Origin of the sequence: Rhizobium pantanalense, from assembly GCF_030182525.1 — a bacterium.
Lineage (GTDB): Bacteria > Pseudomonadota > Alphaproteobacteria > Rhizobiales > Rhizobiaceae > Rhizobium.
Genome location: NZ_JAQJCH010000001.1, coordinates 881735 through 902407, shown reverse-complemented (window position 1 = coordinate 902407; position 20673 = coordinate 881735). Strand labels below are relative to the sequence as shown.

The following is a 20673-nucleotide window of genomic DNA, read 5'->3' as shown; positions in this document are numbered from 1 at the left end:
AGAGCCCTTTCTAAAGCCCCTGATGGGTTTGGGGGCTCGTGTCGGAAAATGCGGGAAATTTGTCAAGCAAGCCCGCAACGATCTTTCCGAACCCCATTCCCAGCGACGATTTCACCATCAAGACATCGCCGGGGGCGACAGAATTGAGCGCGAATTCCGAGAGCTCCTCAGTCGTCTCGTGATATTCGACATGAACACTTTCCGGCAGCTCATCCCTCAAAGCAGCCATCTCCGGACCAGCCAGCCAGACATGCTCGATGCCAGCCGCAAGCAGCGGCCCCGCGAGGTTGGCATGCACGCGCTGGGCATAATCCCCCATTTCCAACATGTCGCCGAGCATGGCGATCCGCCTGCCCAGCCGTCCGCCTGGTCCCGCATGCGGCGATGTCGTCGCCAGCAGCGCGATAGCCGCGCGCATGGAGGCAGGATTGGCGTTGTAGCTTTCGTCGATCAGCGTGAAGTAGCCGTTGCCGATCGCACGCTTATGGCGTTGGCCCCTGCCCTTTTCTGGCTGCAGGTCGGCCAGCGCATCGACCGCCCGATCCAGATCGGCCTCCACGAGCATGACGGCGCCCAGCACGGCAAGCGCGTTTTCCGCGATATGACGGCCCGGTGCGCCAAGCGCCACTTCCATAGTCTCGCCGCCGATCGTCAGCCAAAGCGTCGAATTCTCTTCCGAAGCATTGAATTCGGCGAGGCGAACATCGGCCTTCGCATGCTGGCCAAAGCTATGGATATGCTCGATGCCGGCCGCCATGGCAGCCTTCTCCAGCATCTCGAACTGATCGTTGTCGTGATTAAGGATGGCATGACCGCCCGGCACGACACCGTCGAATATCTCCGCCTTTGCGGCCGCAATCTCGGTGATGCTGTTGAAATTCCCGAGATGGGCCGGCGCGATCGTGGTGATGATCGCGACATGCGGTTGCACCATCTTGACGAGCGGCCTGATTTCTTCGGGATGGTTCATCCCAATCTCAAAAACGCCGAAATCGGTATCTTCCGGCATGCGGGCCAATGTCAGCGGCACGCCCCAATGATTGTTGAAGGAAGCAACGGAGGCATGCACCTTACCCGAAGGCGTCAGCGCGCGGCGCAGCATCTCCTTGGTCGTCGTCTTGCCGACCGAACCGGTGACGGCGATGATTTTCGCCTGCGTGCGCTTGCGGGCGGCAACACCGAGCCGCGCAAGCGCCGCCAAGACGTCATCGACGATCACCTTCGGTACTGTCAGGCTGCCCATCGCCGGCAGCCGTGCCTCGCTGATCACGATGAAAGCGGCGCCGTTCGCCATAGCGATATTGGCATAGTCATGGCCGTCGACGCGATCGCCTTTGATGGCAAAAAAGGCCTCGCCCGGCTGGATGGAACGACTGTCTATGGAAATGCCCGTAATGCCCTCAGGCAGCGATCCGACAAAGCGGCCCGAGATTGCAGCGATCAGATCCTCAGTTGTCCATAGCCAGCTCAAGACTTCAAATCCTCCAATGCTTTGCGCAATTCGGCATGATCGGAGAATGGCAGCGTGACACTGCCGATCGTCTGACCTTCCTCATGCCCCTTGCCGGCAACGATCAGTGTATCGCCGGATTTCAGCAGGCCGACAGCCTTGCGGATCGCTTCGGCGCGATCGCCGATCTCCGTCGCGCAAGCGGCAGCCGCCATGATCTCCGAGCGGATCGTCGCCGGATCCTCAGAGCGCGGGTTGTCATCGGTGACAATGACGACATCGGCCAGGCGGCAGGCGATCTCGCCCATGATCGGACGCTTGCCGCGATCGCGGTCGCCGCCACAGCCGAAGACGACAATGACCCGGCCCGTCGTAAACGGCCGCACCGAATTCAGGACGTTTTCCAGGGCATCCGGCTTGTGGGCATAGTCGACATAGGCGAGCGCGCCGTCATGCGTATGACCGACAAGCTCCAGGCGGCCCGATGCGCCGACAAGCTTTTCGAGTGCCGCGATGGCGACCGGTGCGGTAACGCCCGTCGAAATCGCGAGACCCGCAGCGACAAGTGCATTGGCGATCTGGAAATCTCCGGCAAGCGGAATGTGAACTTCGAAGATGTCGTCGCCGACATGCACTTCGGCAATTTGCTTATGGCGGAAGTGCTCGACGCGCTTCAGCGTCAGGAAATCACCTTTACGGCCGACGGTACGAACATCCTGCCCGGCATCGCGCGCTGCTTCGATTGCCTGGGGAGACCAGGTATCGTCTGCGAAGATGACAGCCGGTGAACCCTTCGGCAGCAAATCGCGGAACAGCCGCATCTTGGCGGCCATATAGTCCTCCACCGTCGGATGGTAATCCATGTGATCACGGCCGAGATTGGTGAAGGCAGCGGCAGCAAGCTTCACGCCATCAAGCCTGAATTGGTCGAGGCCATGGCTGGATGCTTCCATGGCCGCATGCGTAACGCCCTCGTTCGCCAGTTCGGCCAGCAACTTGTGTAGCGACACCGGATCGGGCGTCGTCAGCGCGCCATATTCGTTGCGGGTCGGCGAAACGACGCCCGTCGTGCCGATCATGGCGGCCGGATGGCCGGCATAGGCCCAGCTCTGGCGCGTAAAGGAAGCAACCGAAGTCTTGCCGGCTGTACCCGTCACCGCCACCATGGTTTCCGGCTGGCGTCCGTAAAAACGGGAAGCGGCGACAGCGAGAAACCGGCGCGGCTCCCCAACCTGCAGCAGCGGCACGTTACCGGCATCGGCCACATGACCCGCAACTATAACGGAAGCGCCGCGCGAAACGGCATCGGCGATGAAACTTGCTCCATCCGCCTTCGTGCCGGCAACGGCGACAAAGGCCATGCCTGGCGCCACCTTACGGCTGTCGGCGGAGATCCCGCTTATCTCGAGATCGCCAAGCGCTCCGCCAATATGTGTGTTGAGTTCCGGAAACTCATTTCCGGTAATATCCCGCAAGTTCATCGAATATACTTTTCGCCTTCTCGATCAGTCCGCCCCTCGCGAATCGACGTGTGTATTCTTTCACGCTTAATAAGACGCCAGCAAGGCCGAGTCATCTTTTCCAAAACTGGGCTGTACCCCGAGAATTGGCGCCGCGCGAGCGACGATGTCGCGGGCGATCGGCAAGGCCGTGAAGGCCGAAATCGTCCCGCCGCCGCGCTCGCCGCTCTTGGGCTCATCGATGAATGTCATGACGATGTATTGCGGATTGTCGATCGGAAACACGGCCATGAAGGTATTGAAGTTCAGCGTATTGGAATACCGGCCGTTGACCACCTTATCGGCCGTGCCGGTCTTGCTGCCGACATTGTAGCCAGGAACGCGGGCATTACGACCCGAGCCCCGGGTGCCGTTGAACTCGAGCAGGAAGCGCACGTCATCGCTGGTGCTCTTCTTGACGACCATCTTGGCGATGGCGTCGGCCTGGTCGCGCGTGCGCGGCAGGAAGGTCGGCTCGATCAGCTTGCCGCCGTTGACGAGTGCTGCTCCCGCGACAGCTGTCTGCAAGGGCGTCGTCGAGACGCCGTGACCGAAGGAGATCGTGATCGAATTGATCTTCTTCCAGACGCGTGGCTGCGACGGCATCTTCACCTCGGGTAATTCGGTCTGCATCTTCGTGAGCAGGCCGATCCGGGTGAGGAACTCCTTATGGCCCTCGATGCCGACAAGATCGGCGATCTTGGCCGTGCCGATGTTCGAGGAATACTGGAAGATTTCGGGAACCGTCAAAACGCGACGCTGACCGTGGAAATCCTTGATGGTAAAGCCACCGATGCGGATCGGATTAGTGGCATCGAAGGCATCACGCAATGTCACCTTGCCATCATCCAGCGCCATTGCCATGGTGAAGGTCTTAAAGGTCGACCCCATTTCGAACGTGCCGTTCGTCATGCGGTTGAGCCAGCCTTCCGTGGCACCCTCGTTCGGATAGTTCGGATCGAAGTCCGGAGCCGAGGCCATACCGAGAACTTCGCCGGTGTGGACGTCGAGGACTGCGGCACCTGCACCCTTGGCCTGGAAATTCTTGACGGCGTTGACGACCGCATCGCGAACGATGCCCTGTACGCGCAGATCGATGGAAAGCTTCACCGGCTGCAGCGGCTGATCGTTGGTCATGCCGGCGGCCGCCAGATCGGCGAGCCCCTGGTCGTCGATATATTTCTCCATGCCCGCAACGCCGCGATTGTCGATGTTGACATAGCCGAGAATGTGGGGAGCGGTCGTGCCGCCCGGATAGAAGCGGCGCTTCTCCGGACGGAAGCCGATGCCGGGAATGCCGAGCGCCAAAATCTGGTTCTGCTGCTTCGGCGTCAGCTGCCGACGGAGCCAAGCAAAGTGCGAGGATTTCGCCGAAAGCTTCTTGTAGGTGGATTTGGTATCAAGGTCCGGCAGAACCTTGCGCAATTCCTCGACGGCTTCGTCCGCGTCGATGATCTTGTTCGGCTCGGCAAACAGTGAGACCGTGCGGATGTCGGTTGCCAGCAGGGCGCCATTGCGGTCGACGATATCAGGCCGCGAGGCCATCAGACGATCCGGCGGCAGAATGCTTGACGTCATCTCAGGCAATGTCATGGCGAATTGGACAAGCCGGCCGCCGATCACGCAATAGACGGCGACGAAGCTTGCGACCAAAAGGACGACGCGGCTCTTTGCCTGATTGGACTTGCGCTTGCGCGCACCCTCAAAGCTCGAACGAGAAAAGCCGTCGCTCGGGCGATTATTGCCGTCAGTGGAGAAATGGGCCTTGCTCTTCAGGACCATGATGCGCGAAAGAAAAGACATTAATCCCTCACCGATCCCGTTGCCATGTTGTCAACATCCTGCTTCTTGCGCTTGGCAAGAGCAGGCGGTTTCGGTCGCGGCGCCGGAGCCGCGGCAACATCGGCGATGGCCTTCCTGATCTGCGCATCCGTCGTATCGCCATTGCTTGAAGCCATCGACGCGCCGCTCTTGGCACCGCCTGCCTTGCCGCTCTTCGGATCGTTGGAGGCCGTTACACTCGGCGGCGGAAGCTGCGAGCGCAACATCGGCAATTCACTCGGCTGAACGATCGCCGTCGAGAGCGTCGGCTGGAGCTGAAGTTCGCTGTTATAGGTGTTGACGAGGCGTTCGAGCCGGTTCGGCTGAGAAACCAGCGCCCAATCCGCCTTGAGGAGATCGATCGTATCCCTCTCAAGCTTGATTTCGGATTCGAGACGATGAACCTCTTCCAGCTTCAGCTCGGCACGATGCTTGATCGTATAGGTCACGCTGGCCATGGCCGTCATGACGCCGATCAGCACGATGTCAAAAGTCTTCAGCATTTTAGCCCCCAAGCTTTCCAAGACTGGCGAGACTGGGCAGATCGAAGATCGAAAGATCTACCGCCCCTGCCGGAGCCAAGGTGCGAACCCCCGCACGCAACTTGGCCGAACGAGCGCGTGGATTGGCTTCCGCCTCGGCATCGCTCGCAGAAATCATCGACTTGCCGACGGGCTCGAAGGTGGCAGGCCGTTCGTTCACGATCGGCATGTGACGCGATCCGGCGGCACGACCCGAGCGGTCGGCAAAGAACTTCTTGACGATGCGATCCTCCAGCGAATGGAAGGTCACGACGACGAGGCGCCCGCCCGGCTTGAGGGCGCGCTCGGCGGCAAACAACGCCTGAGCCAGCTCACCGAGCTCGTCATTGACGAAAATCCGCAGGGCCTGAAAGACCCGCGTCGCTGGATGAATCTTGTCCTTCGCCTTTCGCGGCGTCACGACCTCGATCAACCCGGCCAGATCGCGAGTGGTCACGAAAGGAGCTTCCGCGCGCCGCTTCTCGATCGCATGAGCGATGCGCGGCGCCTGCTTTTCCTCGCCCAGAAACACGAAGATACGAATGAGATCGGCAAGCTTTGCACGGTTGACGACATCGGCGGCCGAGACACCACTTGCCGACATGCGCATGTCGAGCGGGCCGTTCTTGTTGAAGGAGAAACCGCGCCCGGCCTCGTCGAGCTGCATGGAGGAAACGCCGATATCGAGCACGACACCATCAAGGCCGCCGTCGGGCGCATGATCAGCTAGATGAGAAAACTGTGATTGAATAAGTTTCAGGTGGCCGGCGTGGGCGGAAACGAGCACCTGCCCCGCAGCAATCGCTGTCGGATCGCGATCGAGCGCGATCACATTGGCGCCGGCATTGAGGATGGCTGAGGTATAGCCGCCAGCCCCGAACGTTCCATCGAGGATGACCTTGCCAGGCGCCGGAGCCAGCGCCTCCAACACCTCGGGAAGAAGAACCGGAATGTGACGAACCGGTCCGCCACCGGCATCAGAAGAACCTCCGCCTGAATTCGCCGCCATTCCGTTTCCCCGCTCTATTCCGAGCGCCTGCCCGCCAGCCTGCGCTCCTCTCGTGCCTGCGACTGCAAGGCCAGAAAGGCCTCCGGTCGCCACAATTGAAAATGATCCGCCCGACCGACGAAAGTTACCTCGCTTGCGATCCCGGTGAAGTCGCGAATGAAATCCGTGACCATCAGCCGCCCTTCCGCATCGAGCCTCATGAAGACCCCGCCCCCGTGAATGAGGAGCGACATCTGGTTCGCCGCCGGCGAAAATGGATCGTCCGCAGCAATCTGCCGCTCGAAGCGATCGAGCAGATCGAGACCGCCGACGCTGATCGCCGGAAACACAAAATCCTGAAAGCAGTACAGCTCCTGGATATTGCGTTCGGCCAACACAGAACGAAACGCCGCCGGCACGGAAACCCGCCCCTTGGAATCGATCCGGTTGGTCGCATTTGACAGGAAGCGGTTCATGACGCGAAACACCCGTCCCCCATGACCCGCAAGCCGCTACTCGCTTACAGGCACAGCCAAAATCGGACACAGCTTCGCAGGCCGAAAGAGCCGACACCCCTTCAACACTCCCAGAACGGGAGCAATCATGGCTTTGCGATAAGTGGGCTCTGATTTGCCCTTGTGCAGTGTTCTTTTGGGATACCATGGGACCATATGGGCGTCAATGGGATGAAGCCACGTCAGACGTGGCCGCAGCCTGAATATTCATAAGACGTTAAGTTTAACGAAAGGTTAGGATCGGCTTCAGGATACGTCCCGAAACAGATTGTTTTAACAAGCTAAAACCCTCGCCTATCGAGGGCTGAAAACCTTGAAATGCAGGGCATTCGGCAGCTTCAAAAATTATTTGGCGGTTGCCTTGGACGCGCCGCCCGAAGTAGCGCGATGATTTGCCAGTTGGCCTGTAAGCCGGGTTCTGTATGGCTCCGGCCAAGGCCGGAACGTGGCAGCCATTCATCTGGGACGCCGCTTGCGCGACGCCTCGTGCAACCCACCCGGATGACCGGCCCGGAAACAGGCTGGAGCGCTTGCGCACTCCGTGTCATCCCTATTCGGTTTTGCTCCCGGTGGGGTTTTCCGTGCCGTCGCTGTTGCCAGAGACGCGGTGGGCTCTTACCCCACCCTTTCACCCTTACCCGATCCGGAGATCGGGCGGTTTGCTTTCTGTGGCACTTTCCCTGAGGTTGCCCCCGCCGGACGTTATCCGGCACCGTGTTTCCGTGGAGCCCGGACTTTCCTCACCCCATCGCCTTTCGGCATTGATGAAGCGCGGCTGCCCGGCCAACTGGCACAGGCTCATTAACCGAGACCGTCCGCAATTGCCACCGAAATATGCTGGTTTGTGAAGAGCGGATGTCAGTTGCGGAAATGCGCTGAGAAATCCGTGCTGTAGCCTTCGTCCTTGATTCGGCCTGTAAGCAGCAGTTCCGCCCCGAGCCGTCCGATTTCATCGGAACTCTTGGCGGCTGTACCGCAGCCACCTGTCAGAACAGCAACACGGGACGAAGAGGTATAGCCGATCATGGGATAGCCCGTTGGCGAATAGGAGACGGCACAGGAATTGGTGAAAGCCGGTGGCAGCCTCACTCCTGGAACGAGCTCATGGAATATTCGCACCAGATGCTCGCGAGCCTTGTCGCGGCCGGCGGTGCGGAACCAGGCGCGCAGTTCCGCTTCGGTCTTGAATTGCAGATCATCGGGATCGCCACCAATCTTCATGTAATATTTGCCGTCCGGATAGCGGATCGGCGGCAGCATATAGATGCTGTCCACATCATCAGCCGCCTTCGATATCAGCGATGGCATGCCGGAAAGGGCTTGGGCTTCCGCCTCGCTCACCTCGAAGAAAGTGACCGTGCGGCCATAAACCTTCATCTCAACAGGTCGCGGCAAGAGATTCTCGGCAATGGAGAAACCGCCGGCAGCGAGCAATATTTTTTCGGCGCGGAATGTCTCGCCCTCGGCGGTCGTCACAACAGCTAGGCCGCCCTCGTCGCGGATCGACAGCGCCGTCTGCTTGATCACGCGCGCGCCTGCCTTTTCCGCCAGCAGGGATTGTGCCTTGACCAGCCGGCGCGGGCTGATATGGCCGGCCCCGTGCGGTTCGAAGACCCCTTCGCTTCCCGATGCGAAGGAGAAGAAGGGAAACTTCGCCTTGAGTTCGGCATCATCGAGGATATCGGTTCGCACGCCGAGCCGCCTGGCCGCTTCTACGACATCACCGACATAAGCTATTTCACCGCCCCGCTCCGGCCCGACAACAAGGCAGCCGACGGGGGCATAGAATTGAATGCCGCTATCCCGTTCGATATCCGCATAACGGCCGATCGAACGGTTTGCGAGACGGGCCCAGTCCGTGTCCGGGTCAATCGTGCGGGTGATGCGGCCTTCGTCGTAATGACTGCCGAATACGCCCTGATGGCTGGCGCGATCTTCAGGTTCATCCGGCCCGATGACGGCAACGCCGTCCGTTTGGTTCGCCAGGTGACGGGCAGCGGCTGCCCCCATCATGCCCCGGCCAACGACGATGAACCTGAAATCCACTGCCATACTGTAACCCTCATCCACAGTCGCGATTTCGATAGCACGGAAAACGATTCCGCCCTACCCGAAATCCCAGCGTGAATGTCAGTCCAGAAGGGCAAGCACCTTACCGCAATAACGCTTCGAGATCGGGTTCATGCGCGTGGCGCCGTGGCCGGCATTGTATTTGAGGATGGTGTTGCAGGTCGGTCCGCCGCCGAGATCCTGCGCCATGGCAAGATATTTCATGCCGAACTTGATGTTCGTTTCGGGATCGTAGAGACCCTTGCTGCGGCCGGTATAGCCCATCAGCTTGGCGGTCGCCGGCTTGATCTGCATCAAGCCGATTTCGCCTGCACTTCCACGAGTTTTCGGATTGAAATTGCTTTCGATCTGAATGACGGCAGTGGCGAGTTCAACTGCAACGCCGTTCTGCTTGGCATATTTGGCAATCAGCGCGGAATAGCGATTTTGTCGTGCGAAGGAGGTCTCGGCGTCGCGCAATTCGGCGGGAACATTGGGAACCGGAAAGCCGGTGGTGCGGCTGACGATCTTGAGAGAAACCGTTTTCTGCTTCACATGGCGCTCGCCTGCAGAGGCAGAATCATATCCCGCCAGCAGCACGCCCACGCATGCCACAGCCGCAACAATCAAATTTTTCATGTAGTCTTTTGTCTCCAGGGGCGGGACCGCGGATAGCGCAAGCCATCACGTCCGGCTGGAGGCAAAAAGAGCCGCCGGAATGCACAGTCCCCATTAGTCGTCTACGGTCGCGCGACACACAAACCTAGACGGCGCGACCGCCGTTCAGCGAGCGTCGTTAGACCAATGCAATGCGGAGATAATAGGGAAAAGCTGTGGCGCAGCAGGGTGTTACGCGTTTTCGCATCTATAGCCGGCTATAAACACCGATGACAGGATGGAACGAATTCAGGAATAGCGCGGCAGCGCGGCTAGCAGACGATGAAGCGTATCGATCGTCGAAAAGTCGGCAATGCCGTCCACGCGCTCCTGCCGAAAATGGCGCTGGAAGGCTTCGACATCGCCCTTCAGTTTTTCCGAGAATTCGCCATTTATTTCAGTGCTATAGCCATAGAGCGAAAGCATCGACTGCAAGGCCTCTATCGGCTGACCGACATCGCCCTTCTGGAAGAAGCGACCGCCGGTGATCGAAGCCGGCTCAACCCAATGCCCGACACCGGCCGCGGCCAGCCGCGCCCAGGGGAATTTCTCACCCGGATCGACCTTACGCACAGGGGCAACATCGGAGTGTCCAAGCACCCGTTCAGGCGCGATTGCCCAGCGTTGGCCGCAATCACGACACAGTTCGATCACCGCTTCGATCTGCGCATCGGGGAATTCAGGAAGTCCGCCCGGATGACCGGCATTGGCGATCTCGATGCCGATCGACGATGAATTGATATCGGTCTCACCATGCCACGAGCTCTTACCCGCATGCCACGCTCGGCGCTCCTCGGGAACAAGCTGCATGATCCGCCCGTCCTCGAAGACGAAATAGTGGCTCGACACCTGACTCTCCGGACGACAGAGCCAGTCCAAAGCTCCTTCGGCGGTCCCCATGCCGGTATAATGCAAAAGGACGATGTCAGGCCGACGCCCATCCCGCCTCTCGCCATGGTTCGGCGAAGGTTGCACATGGGCGCGAGCGAAATCGGCCTTGAATGCACTCATGCTGCGCGGCGTTCTTTCTCGATCTCGGCATAAGCCGCATTCAGAGCCGCCATGCGCTCATTGGCGATGACATGGAACTCTTCCGGCACCCCACGCGACACGAGGCGATCCGGATGGTTCTCGTAGACGAGGCCATGATAGCGACGGCGGATCGTCGGGAAATCGTCCTGGCGCGAGACGCCGAGCACCTTGTAGGGATCGCGGCCGCCAACATTCACATGGCGGGCCATGATCTGCTCGAACCGCTCTTCACTCATATGAAAGATTTCGGCCACATGCTGAAGGAAATCCATTTCCTTCTCATGGATCAGGCCATCTGCCTTGGCGATATGGAAAAGACCATCGAGTACGTCTTCCAGTACCGGGCAATTCTTCGTGCAGGTCTCGCAAAGGGAGGACAGCCGCTCCGCATAAGCTTCGTAACCGGCCACGTCCTGGCGCGCCAGATTATAAAGGCGGGCGACGTTTTTCGCCTGATCGGGAGGAAATTCAAAGATCTCGCGGAACGCGTTGACCTCGTTTTCCGTCACCACACCGTCTGCTTTCGCCATTTTGGCGGAAAGAGCGATTATGGCGACGGAAAATGCCACCTTACGGCGCGTCTCCGGATCGCCTTCAAAGACGGTGCGAATAGCCTCGACCACCGCCGACAGGGCATTGCCGGCAGTGCTACCGATAGCATTCAGCAATTTTTCCCAGAACGACATGCCGGTCTCTATATCCTACTGAAACAGTAGAACACCTTGATCAAATAATGGTTGCCATTGCAAGCAGTCCATTCGTCGCAAGCCCGAAAACACTTTTCACAATTTGGTAATGATGCTGCAAATGCGAACTATCATCCAATCGCCTCGCCCGGGTTTTGAAGACGAAACAAACCGCCGCTTTCTTAAATTCTTTACTTTACACCCTTGCCTGCCTGTCGCATCCATTCCACCGCAACCATTGAAATGAAGCAGCTTGTCTGCAAGGAGGATCCCCATGGCCAAACAGAAAGTCGCAATGCTCACTGCCGGTGGATTGGCGCCCTGCCTTTCGTCTGCCGTTGGCGGGCTGATCCAGCGCTATAGCGATGTGGCGCCCGATCTCGACATCATCGCCTATCGTTCCGGCTATCAGGGGGTTCTGCTGGGTGACAGCATCGAGGTGACCGAGACCATGCGCGAGCGCGCCTATCTGCTGCATCGCTATGGCGGCTCGCCGATCGGCAACAGCCGCGTCAAGCTCACCAACATCGCAGACTGCGTCAAGCGCGGCCTGGTCAAGGAAGGCGAAAACCCGCTGCGCGTCGCAGCCGAGCGACTGGCGTCCGACGGCGTGACCATCCTTCATACGATCGGCGGCGACGACACCAATACGACGGCTGCCGATCTTGCTGCCTATCTGGGCGCCAACGGCTATGATCTGACCGTCGTCGGCCTGCCGAAGACTGTTGATAACGACATCGTGCCGATCCGCCAGTCCCTCGGGGCCTGGACGGCCGCCGAAGTCGGCGCTCACTTCTTCGACAATGTCAGCAACGAACAGACCGCAGCACCGAAAACGCTCGTCATTCATGAAGTGATGGGCCGCCACTGTGGATGGCTGACGGCGGCAACCGCGCGCGCCTATATCCAGAAGAGCAGCACGAACGAATATGTAGAAGGCTTCATGATGAACGCCGAGATGAAGGGCATCGACGGCCTGTATCTGCCGGAAATGGCATTCGATATCGAAGTGGAAGGCGAACGCCTGCGCAATATCATGGAGAAGACCGGCCAGGTGACGCTCTTCGTATCGGAAGGTGCCGGCCTCGACGCCATCGTTGCCGAACGGGAAGCCTCCGGGGAAACCGTCAAGCGCGACGCTTTCGGCCACGTAAAGATCGATACGATCAATGTCGGCGGCTGGTTCCAGAAGCAGTTCGCAGCGATCATCGGCGCCGAACGCTCCATGGTACAGAAGTCGGGCTATTTCGCACGCTCCGCCCCCGCAAACGGCGAGGATCTGCGCCTGATTCAGGGCATGGTCGACCTCGCGGTGGAAAGTGCCCTCAATAAGGTGTCCGGCGTCACGGGGCATGATGAAGGTCAGGGCGGTAAGCTGCGGGTCATCGAATTCCCGCGCATCAAGGGCGGCAAAGCCTTCGATATCTCCGCTCCCTGGTTCGCCGAAGTCATGGACCATATCGGGCAGAAATACTCACAAGCCTGACCGATCTGCGATCAATCGGCTTAATCGGTGGTCAATCCGCCTGATTGACAATCAGGCGGATTGACGGATCGCAAATCCAATGTCTTTGCTGACGGCGGAAGAGGAATAGAGGAGGATTCTATGTCCATCGAAACCTGGCTCGCTTTCGCCGCCGCGTCCTGCATCATGCTGGCCATACCGGGTCCGACCATTCTCCTTGTCATATCCTATGCGCTCGGCCACGGCCGCAAGACGGCCCTGGCAACGGTGACGGGCGTGACGCTTGGCGATTTCACCGCAATGACCGCATCGCTAGCGGGTCTCGGCGCTCTCCTCGCCACATCAGCGACACTATTCACGATTCTTAAGCTGATCGGCGCAGCCTACCTCGTTTTCCTCGGAATCAAGCTCTGGAGAGCCCCGATTGTGACGGGTCCTCTGGGCGACAATGACAATCTCCCAGAGGAAAAACCGTTAAAAATTCTCTTACACGCATATGTTGTAACAGCTCTCAACCCGAAGAGCATCGTCTTTTTCATTGCATTCGTTCCACAATTTCTCGACATGTCGAAGCCATTTCTTCAGCAAACGCTTATTCTGGAGGCAACTTTCCTCACTTTGGCGGCGCTGAACTCACTCATTTACGTGTTCGTCGCCGACCTAGCGCGCGGCTTCATTCGCAAGGCAAGCGTGCAGCGCGCCGTTAACAGAACGGGCGGAACCCTGTTGATTGCAGCTGGCGCGGTGACCGCCGGATACCGCCGGATGGCCGCCTAAGCCGGTGCAGGGTTGCGAGGCGATCACGGATAGGTTAATGGGGATTCATAATTTTATCGATCCTGTGACCGAATTTGGCGGTCCTGTGGCCGAATTGCATCGAAATTAGGTTTGGTTTTTTCGAAAGTGACAGAATGGTAACGATCGGATTTCCCAGCCTGAAGCGCAGCGTTGCCTTATCGGCAGTGATGTGCGGCGCTCTCGCCGGGTGCGCAAGCACTCAGCAGCAGCAGACGTCTCAGGCAGAACTCCCGTCGGCACACGCCAACGTGCCGCATCCGAATACGACCCTGACCGCAACTGGCGCAGCTGCACCCGCAGGCGCCGCAATGGTCGCAGCAGCACCGGGCTTCATCGGCCCGCAGCAGCCGCAACAAATGGCAATGGCAAAGTCCGGCCGACTTGCTCCGGGCACTGCAAACGTGGCAGCAGCAACGGTAAGCCAGCAACAGATGGATGCCGCACAGGGACGCTTCGGCGCGCCTGTGGCGAATGCTGCCAATCAGGGAACCGCCGCAATCGCTGCAGCAACGGGCGCGCCCGCCGGCGGCACGTCAGCCGCAGCGGCTTATGCAGCATCCGACGTGCCCCTGGTGCCTTCCGTGGTTGCGATCCCCATGCCCAATCCGGCACGTCCAGGCGATGCCGCCCTCACGCCGGTTTCCGCCTCCGTGGCTCAGAGCGAGCCGACCATTCCGATGACATCGGATGTAGCGGCCATTCAGGTTGCCGTCCCGACGCCGCGTCCGGATTCGACGGCACAGGCAGAGGTCGCCTTCGCCACGCCCGCCCAGATCGGCATTCCGCGCTATGCGGACAACCGCATGCATTATGACTTCAATTTCGACAGCAGCGGCCCGACGGTCGTTCCCGCTGTCATGACCACCACCAACACTCCAAATTACGATTCCGACGTCCCGGCTGCGGAAAAGAGCTACGTAACGAAGCTCATTCAGAAATATGCCAAGATCTATGAAATTCCGGAATCCCTGATCCATCGCGTCGTTCACCGTGAAAGCCGCTACAATCCGAAAGCCTATAACCGCGCCGGATACTTCGGCCTGATGCAGATCAAGTACAATACGGCTAAGTCCATGGGCTACGAAGGCCCGGCATCCGGCCTCCTTGATGCCGAAACCAACATCAAATATGCCGCCAAATATCTACGCGGTGCCTGGATGACGGCGGACAGCAAGGCTCAGAACAAAGAAGCCAACGCCGTCCAGCTTTATGCCCGCGGCTATTATTACGACGCCAAGCGCAAAGGCCTGACGGACGTCGCTAACGGCAATTATTGATTTTACCAGAACCTTATGAGAAGCCGGCCTAGTTCGTGGCCGGCTTTATTGTATCCATGATCCGCTTCACCAAGATTTGCGGTCGATAATATGCCCAGGTCGGCGTCAACCCCATCCGGACGACAACGAGATTGGCCGACGGGACGATTGCGATCGTTTGACCGTCGTGGCCGGTCATCCAGAAGGTATCCGCAGGCAGGCCGAATTGCGCGTTGGAGCCGCCGGGGCCTGCAAGCCAGGCCTGAACCTGCGAATAAACGCCCTCGGAAGCATTCGTCGGCGTGCGCATGGCGCCGACAAAGCCTTCCGGCAGCAGGCGGTGCCCATTCCATACCCCATCCTGCAGCAGAAAGAGACCAAAGCGCGCCCAGTCCCGGGCATTGGCATAGAGATAGGAGCTGCCGACGAAGGTGCCGCGCTCATCGGCCTCGAAAACGGCGCTATACATGCCAAGCGGCCCGAAAAGTGCCTCGCGCGGATAGGAGATGGCAGCGCTCAGATTGGGCAGCCGGTTCATCCAGAGGCGCGAAAGCAGCGCTGCTGTACCGCTGGAATAGCTGAAACGCTCACCCGGCGCTGCCAACTGATGCGCGTTGGCTGCTATGCTGGTCACGTCCGCGTCGAGATAGAGCATGCGCGTTACATCCGATACGGTGCCATAGGATTCGTTGAACGCAAGCCCGCTTTCCATGGCAAGAAGATCGCTGAGCTTGATGTCCTTGCGTGAGTCAGCGCTCCATTGCGGCAGAAGATTTTGATCGTCAAAGGACATGCGCCCGGCCAGCATGAGTCGGCCGATGATGGCGGCATTGACCGTCTTGGTCATCGACCAGCCGATCAGCGGCGTTGCCTTGCTGAAGCCATCGCCATAAGTTTCAGCGACGATGCGCCCGTCTTTGACGACAACGATCGCGCGCATGGCAGGCCCGGCGAGATCCGAATTCGATACGATGTTGGCAAGTTTCGTCCCCTCGCCGTCCTGACCGAGGTTTACCGTATCCCCATCCGGCCACACAGCATCGTTCTTCGGCGCCTTGACCTTGTTGAGGAAGACAGCGCTGCGGGCCGCCTGCAGATCACCGTCCGGCACCAGCGCGCAACCGAGCGCCCCGCGATAGAGCGCACGGTTCGGCGCAAACAGCCCAAGGAAGCGGGCCGTGACGACCCCCTCGTCCCGGTCGACATAGACGCGAATGAGCTTCAATGCCGGATTGCCGGGAGCCTGCACATCCTCCTCCATCACCTTATCCGGGTCCCGTTTGGCCACGAACGTATTGGAGCAGACGATCTTTGCCGCGTAGCCATCACCGACCTTCAGCAATTCCGGCGGATAAAGAGAGAGCCAGACGGCCCCGCCGGCGACAATGATCAGCAGCAGAACAATAAGAGCCCCGATCACTCTCGATATCAAACGCATGTCACATATTCTCCAGAAAGGTAGGCGGAGACAATCAGGAAACGCAGCAAGATGAAAGACCTATGATGGTTAGAGCTCCTTAAATATGTGCAAGGATGCTTCTCCACCGGATCTGCCAACAGCCCGCGTCATCAGACTGTAGCATTGCCGGGTTACACGCCCTGAACTTCACAAATCGGTGACAAGACTCAGATGACGGAATTCGCCCCGGATGCCGGTCTCCAAAAGAACCGGAAACTCAAGGACGCTCTGCTGCAGCACAAGGCATTGTCCAAAGCGGGTCTCTCCGAGCGCTTGTTCGGCATGTTGTTTTCCGGCCTTGTCTATCCGCAGATCTGGGAAGATCCGGATATCGATATGGAGGCGATGGAGCTGCAGGCGCATCATCGCATCGTCACCATCGGTTCAGGCGGCTGCAACATGCTCGCCTACCTCTCGCAAAATCCGGCATCCATCGATGTCGTCGATCTCAATCGCCACCACATCGCACTGAACAAGCTGAAGCTCGCGGCCTTCCGCCTGCTTCCCGGTCATGCCGACCTGGTGCGCTTCTTCGGGACCCCCGACATTGCGGCCAATAGCCAGGCCTACGACCAGTTCATCGCGCCGCGCCTCGACACGGCAACGGCTGACTACTGGGATGGTCGCGATCTTTATGGCCGCCGCCGCATCACGGTCTTCAACCGCAACATCTACAAGACCGGCCTTCTCGGTCGGTTCATCGGCGCTGCCCATATACTGGCACGCCTGCACGGCGTCCGCCTCGACAAGATGACGGAAGCCCGCACGATGCGCGAGCAGCGTCAGTTCTTTGAAGAGGAGATCGCTCCGATCTTCGACAAGCCGGCGGTCCGCTGGCTGCTTGGCCGCAAGAGTTCGCTCTTCGGCCTCGGCATCCCGCCGCAGCAATATGACGAACTTGCGAGTCTCGCGAGCGACGATTCCATTTCCGCCGTGCTGAAACATCGGCTCGAAAAGCTCGCCTGTCATTTCCCGATGCGCGACAATTACTTTGCCTGGCAGGCATTCTCTCGGCGCTACGCTGCCCAGCACCAGGGGCCTCTGCCCACCTATCTCAAGCCGGAACACTATGCGGCGATCCGCGCCAATGCCGATCGTGTGAGCGTCCATCACGCCAATTTCACCGAGCTTCTCGCTTCGAAGCCGGCTGCCTCGCGCGATCGCTATGTCCTGCTCGATGCGCAGGACTGGATGACCGACGAGCAGCTCAACGGCCTTTGGGCGGAGATCACCCGTACGGCGCGCGAAGGCGCCCGCGTAATCTTCCGCACGGCTGCCGAAAAGAGCATCATCGAGGGCCGCCTCTCTCCCGCGATCCGTGATCAGTGGGTCTATTTCGAGGAGCGCTCACAGGAACTTAACACTCGTGACCGTTCGGCCATCTATGGCGGCTTCCACATCTACGGAAAAAAAGCGTGAGCCAGGCGGATACGGGCATAGAAAACAGCGCGAACAACCACGCCAAGCTGATGGACGGCATGTACCGCTATCAGCGCCACATCTATGACCTGACCCGCAAATATTACCTGTTCGGCCGCGATCGAACGATCGAACAGCTGAATGTTCCCGTCGGTGGCTCGCTCCTGGAAGTGGGCTGCGGCACAGGCCGCAATATGCTGCTCGCCTATCGGCGCTTCCCTTCTGCCCGCCTTTATGGTCTCGATATCTCGCAGGAAATGCTGATTTCCGCCCGCAATAATTTCCGCGGCCTGAAACAGATGCCGGATTTTCGTGTCGCCGATGCCACAGCCTTTTCCGCTGCCGATTTCGGCACCAACGGCTTTGACCGCGTCATGATTTCCTACGCGCTGTCGATGATCCCCGACTGGAAAAATGCCATCGACGCGTCGCTCGATGCTGTCGCACCGGGCGGTGAGCTACACATCGTCGATTTCGGCCAGCAGGAAGGGTTGCCAGGCTGGTTCCGTGCCATACTCAAAGGCTGGCTGAAGAAATTCCACGTCACTCCCCGCGCCGATATTCTGACAGTGCTCGAAGAGAAGGCTGCAGTGCGGGGCATGTCGGTGAAAACCGAAAAGATCGGCCGTGGTTATGCCTGGCGGGCCGTAGCGACCCGGCACGGCGCCTGAGCGGCGACAGATTCCAGCGCGAATTCGGTTCCGAAGACGCCAAGCATAAGAATTTGCTTGAAGATAACGCATTTTTTACGTTGATATGGTGAATAAAGTGGCAAGACCAGCTGGCAACGGTATGGTCTGCCGCTCTTTCGGATTCTCGGGGACCACATTACGGAAGCCAAGTCTTGGGGCAGCAAGATCACTCGGGCCATAACAGGATATCTATGCGCCGGCTTCTGGCATGCCTACTGCCGCTCGCTCTTGCCTTGACTGGTTGCACGACGGGCTATGATGCCTTATCGACGGCGGCCCTTCCCAAGACCAGATTCGCCGATACAAAGCCCCAGGACTTCGGCCGCGATCATCCGCAGCGCCATCCCATCCATGGCATCGATATTTCCAAGTGGCAGGGCGATATCGATTGGAAAGCCGTCAAGGGTTCGGGTGTCGCCTTCGTCTTCATCAAGGCGACGGAGGGCAAGGACCGGATCGATCCGCGCTTCACCGAGTATTGGAATGAAGCGAGCGCTGCTGGGCTTCTGCATGCGCCCTATCATTTCTTCTATTTCTGCTCGACGGCCGACGAGCAGGCCGATTGGTTCATCCGCAACGTGCCGAAGGATGCCATGGCGCTTCCGCCCGTCGTCGACGTCGAATGGAACCCCGGCTCCCCGACCTGCAAGACCAGACCGGCTCCTGAAACGGTACGCAGCGAGATCAAACGCTTTATGGATCGCCTGCAGGCTTATTACGGCAAGCGCCCGATCATCTATACTTCGGTCGACTTCCATCGTGAAAATCTAGTCGGCTATTTCCAGGACTATCACTTCTGGGTCCGATCCGTTGCCAAGCACCCGAAAGAGACTTATGCGGGTCGCAACTGGGCCTTCTGGCAATATACATCTACGGGTGTCATTCCGGGGATCAAAGGCCCGACGGACATCAATGTTTTCGGCGGCTCCGAGCAGAACTGGCAAAACTGGGTGGCTGCAGTAGAGAAGCAGGGAAATTCTTAATACTGGGCCCATTTCTCTCTTGCTTATGTCACAATCTTCTGTGAAAGCGACCCTATTCTATCACTAGGAAGGATCGCTCATGGATCGTCACACCATTCGACGCGGCGCTCTTGCGTTGCTCCTCGCCTCAGCCATGACCGGTACGGCATTGGCACAAAGTGCAGCCCCGGCCACAGTGCCGCCCGCGAGCAGCGATGCCACTCCAAAAGTAGCCTGCGGCGGCGATCTCAACGCATTCCTCGCTGGTGTAAAGGCCGAGGCGATTGCGGATGGCGCTGATGCTGCAGCCGCCGACAAGACGCTCGCCGGCGCCCAGATCGACCAGAAGGTCCTTGCCATGGACCGCAGCCAGGGCGTCTTCCGTCAGACCTTCCTCGAATTCTCTCAGCGCACCGTCAGCCAGGGGCGCCTCGACATCGGCCGCCAGAAGATGAAGCAATATGCCGAAATCTTCGCCAAGGCCGAACAGGACTATGGCGTGCCTCCCGGCGTCATCACCGCCTTCTGGGCGATGGAAACCGATTTTGGTGCCGTTCAGGGCAATTTCAACACCCGCAACGCGCTGGTCACCCTCTCGCACGATTGCCGCCGGCCGGACTTCTTCCGCCCGCGCCTGATCGCACTGATCGAACTCGTCCAGCGCGGCGATGTCGACCCGGCAACGACGACGGGCGCATGGGCCGGCGAAATCGGCCAGACGCAGATGCTGCCGCCCGACATCATCGCTTATGGCACCGATGGTGACGGCGATGGCCATGTCAACCTGAAGACCAGCGCACCTGACGTCATTCTGACGACCGCACGTTTCCTCCAGCATCTCGGCTTCCAGCGCGGCCAGCCCTGGCTGCAGGAGGTGACGGTTCCGGACAATCTTCCCTGGGAAAAATCCGGCATCGGCGGCCCGCTGACTGCGGGCGATTGGTTCAAGCTGGGCGTCACCCCCCGCGACGGCAATACGAGCTTCGGCTCCCTACCCGCCGCTCTCATCCTGCCGCAGGGTCGCAAGGGGCCCGCCTTCCTGACCTATCCGAACTACAATACTTATCTCGGCTGGAACCAGTCGTTCATCTACACGACCTCGGCCGCCTATTTCGCCACCCGATTTGCCGGCGCTCCGCCCTATAACAAGGGCAATCCCGAGCCAGGCCTGAACGATGTCGACATGAAGGCGCTTCAGACCAAGCTCGTGGCCCGCGGCTACGATGTCGGCAAGATTGATGGCATCCTCGGCTCCGGCACGCGTGTCGCCATCCAGAAGGAACAGTTCCGCCTGGGTATGCCGGCCGACGGCTGGGCAACGACGGCACTGCTCAACGCGCTCTGATTTCTCTCCTATATGTCGATCGAAAGGCGGCTCCATGCCGCCTTTTTTGCATCTGCTCT

General features: G+C 59.3%; 18 protein-coding genes and 1 other RNA gene. 7 read left to right on the top strand and 12 right to left on the bottom strand.

Features of this window, described 5'->3' with window-relative positions:
* Positions 1-10 precede the first annotated feature (10 nt).
* From PH558_RS04300 to PH558_RS04250, 11 genes are all read right to left on the bottom strand, one after another.
* On the bottom strand, positions 11-1471 hold the full coding sequence (locus tag PH558_RS04300; protein ID WP_285202367.1) for a UDP-N-acetylmuramoylalanyl-D-glutamyl-2,6-diaminopimelate--D-alanyl-D-alanine ligase: 1461 nt from the start codon (positions 1469-1471) through the stop codon (positions 11-13).
* A complete protein-coding gene (locus PH558_RS04295) occupies positions 1468-2931 on the bottom strand; it encodes a UDP-N-acetylmuramoyl-L-alanyl-D-glutamate--2,6-diaminopimelate ligase (protein ID WP_285202366.1) in 1464 nt (487 codons plus the stop codon). The genes PH558_RS04300 and PH558_RS04295 overlap by 4 nt, the downstream gene beginning before the upstream one ends.
* 66 nt (positions 2932-2997) lie before the next feature.
* Entirely contained in the window at positions 2998-4752 is a 1755-nt protein-coding gene (locus PH558_RS04290) for a peptidoglycan D,D-transpeptidase FtsI family protein (RefSeq protein WP_285202365.1), read from the bottom strand.
* Positions 4752-5273: a cell division protein FtsL gene (ftsL, locus tag PH558_RS04285; protein WP_285202364.1), complete on the bottom strand. Its 522-nt coding sequence runs from the start codon at positions 5271-5273 to the stop codon at positions 4752-4754. Before ftsL ends, PH558_RS04290 begins: the two co-directional genes overlap by 1 nt.
* Before the next feature lies 1 nt (position 5274).
* Complete coding sequence (gene rsmH / locus PH558_RS04280) at positions 5275-6300, bottom strand: 16S rRNA (cytosine(1402)-N(4))-methyltransferase RsmH (protein WP_285202363.1); 1026 nt, start codon at positions 6298-6300, stop codon at positions 5275-5277.
* Between the two features lie 14 nt (positions 6301-6314).
* Positions 6315-6755 carry a division/cell wall cluster transcriptional repressor MraZ gene (gene mraZ, locus PH558_RS04275; RefSeq protein WP_095436305.1) on the bottom strand — a complete coding sequence of 147 codons (441 nt, stop codon included), beginning with the start codon at positions 6753-6755 and terminating at the stop codon, positions 6315-6317.
* 430 nt (positions 6756-7185) lie between these two features.
* Positions 7186-7585, bottom strand: an RNA gene (gene rnpB / locus PH558_RS04270) — RNase P RNA component class A.
* 67 nt (positions 7586-7652) lie between these two features.
* Positions 7653-8846: an NAD(P)/FAD-dependent oxidoreductase gene (locus tag PH558_RS04265; protein ID WP_285202361.1), complete on the bottom strand. Its 1194-nt coding sequence runs from the start codon at positions 8844-8846 to the stop codon at positions 7653-7655.
* A 78-nt stretch (positions 8847-8924) separates the two neighbouring features.
* Positions 8925-9482: a lytic transglycosylase domain-containing protein gene (locus PH558_RS04260; protein WP_095435280.1), complete on the bottom strand. Its 558-nt coding sequence runs from the start codon at positions 9480-9482 to the stop codon at positions 8925-8927.
* A gap of 267 nt (positions 9483-9749) precedes the next feature.
* Positions 9750-10511 carry an N-acetylmuramoyl-L-alanine amidase gene (locus PH558_RS04255; RefSeq protein ID WP_095435281.1) on the bottom strand — a complete coding sequence of 254 codons (762 nt, stop codon included), beginning with the start codon at positions 10509-10511 and terminating at the stop codon, positions 9750-9752.
* Complete coding sequence (locus PH558_RS04250) at positions 10508-11218, bottom strand: J domain-containing protein (RefSeq protein WP_095435282.1); 711 nt, start codon at positions 11216-11218, stop codon at positions 10508-10510. Before PH558_RS04250 ends, PH558_RS04255 begins: the two co-directional genes overlap by 4 nt.
* A gap of 274 nt (positions 11219-11492) precedes the next feature.
* Here PH558_RS04250 and PH558_RS04245 point away from each other — a divergent pair, with 274 nt between their 5' ends.
* The 3 genes from PH558_RS04245 (at position 11493) to PH558_RS04235 (ending at position 14758) form a co-directional block, all read left to right on the top strand.
* On the top strand, positions 11493-12704 hold the full coding sequence (locus tag PH558_RS04245; RefSeq protein WP_285202355.1) for a pyrophosphate--fructose-6-phosphate 1-phosphotransferase: 1212 nt from the start codon (positions 11493-11495) through the stop codon (positions 12702-12704).
* Positions 12705-12824: 120 nt separating this feature from the next.
* The gene (locus PH558_RS04240; protein ID WP_069612548.1) at positions 12825-13460 is read left to right on the top strand and encodes a LysE family translocator; all 636 of its coding nucleotides are present in this window, start codon (positions 12825-12827) and stop codon (positions 13458-13460) included.
* A gap of 134 nt (positions 13461-13594) precedes the next feature.
* Entirely contained in the window at positions 13595-14758 is a 1164-nt protein-coding gene (locus tag PH558_RS04235; protein WP_095435285.1) for a lytic transglycosylase domain-containing protein, read from the top strand.
* 28 nt (positions 14759-14786) lie between these two features.
* Here PH558_RS04235 and PH558_RS04230 read toward each other — a convergent pair whose 3' ends face one another.
* Positions 14787-16175, bottom strand: a complete 1389-nt coding sequence (locus tag PH558_RS04230; RefSeq protein ID WP_285202353.1) for a serine hydrolase domain-containing protein — start codon at positions 16173-16175, stop codon at positions 14787-14789.
* A gap of 192 nt (positions 16176-16367) precedes the next feature.
* On the opposite strand from PH558_RS04230, the gene PH558_RS04225 reads away from it, so the two are divergent.
* From PH558_RS04225 to PH558_RS04210, 4 genes are all read left to right on the top strand, one after another.
* Complete coding sequence (locus PH558_RS04225; RefSeq protein WP_285202352.1) at positions 16368-17615, top strand: BtaA family protein; 1248 nt, start codon at positions 16368-16370, stop codon at positions 17613-17615.
* Entirely contained in the window at positions 17612-18286 is a 675-nt protein-coding gene (locus PH558_RS04220) for a class I SAM-dependent methyltransferase (protein WP_483314119.1), read from the top strand. Before PH558_RS04225 ends, PH558_RS04220 begins: the two co-directional genes overlap by 4 nt.
* Positions 18287-18498: 212 nt before the next feature.
* Complete coding sequence (locus tag PH558_RS04215) at positions 18499-19290, top strand: glycoside hydrolase family 25 protein (protein ID WP_113230490.1); 792 nt, start codon at positions 18499-18501, stop codon at positions 19288-19290.
* Between the two features lie 133 nt (positions 19291-19423).
* On the top strand, positions 19424-20614 hold the full coding sequence (locus PH558_RS04210; RefSeq protein ID WP_446740086.1) for a lytic murein transglycosylase: 1191 nt from the start codon (positions 19424-19426) through the stop codon (positions 20612-20614).
* The last annotated feature ends 59 nt before the right edge of the window (positions 20615-20673 follow it).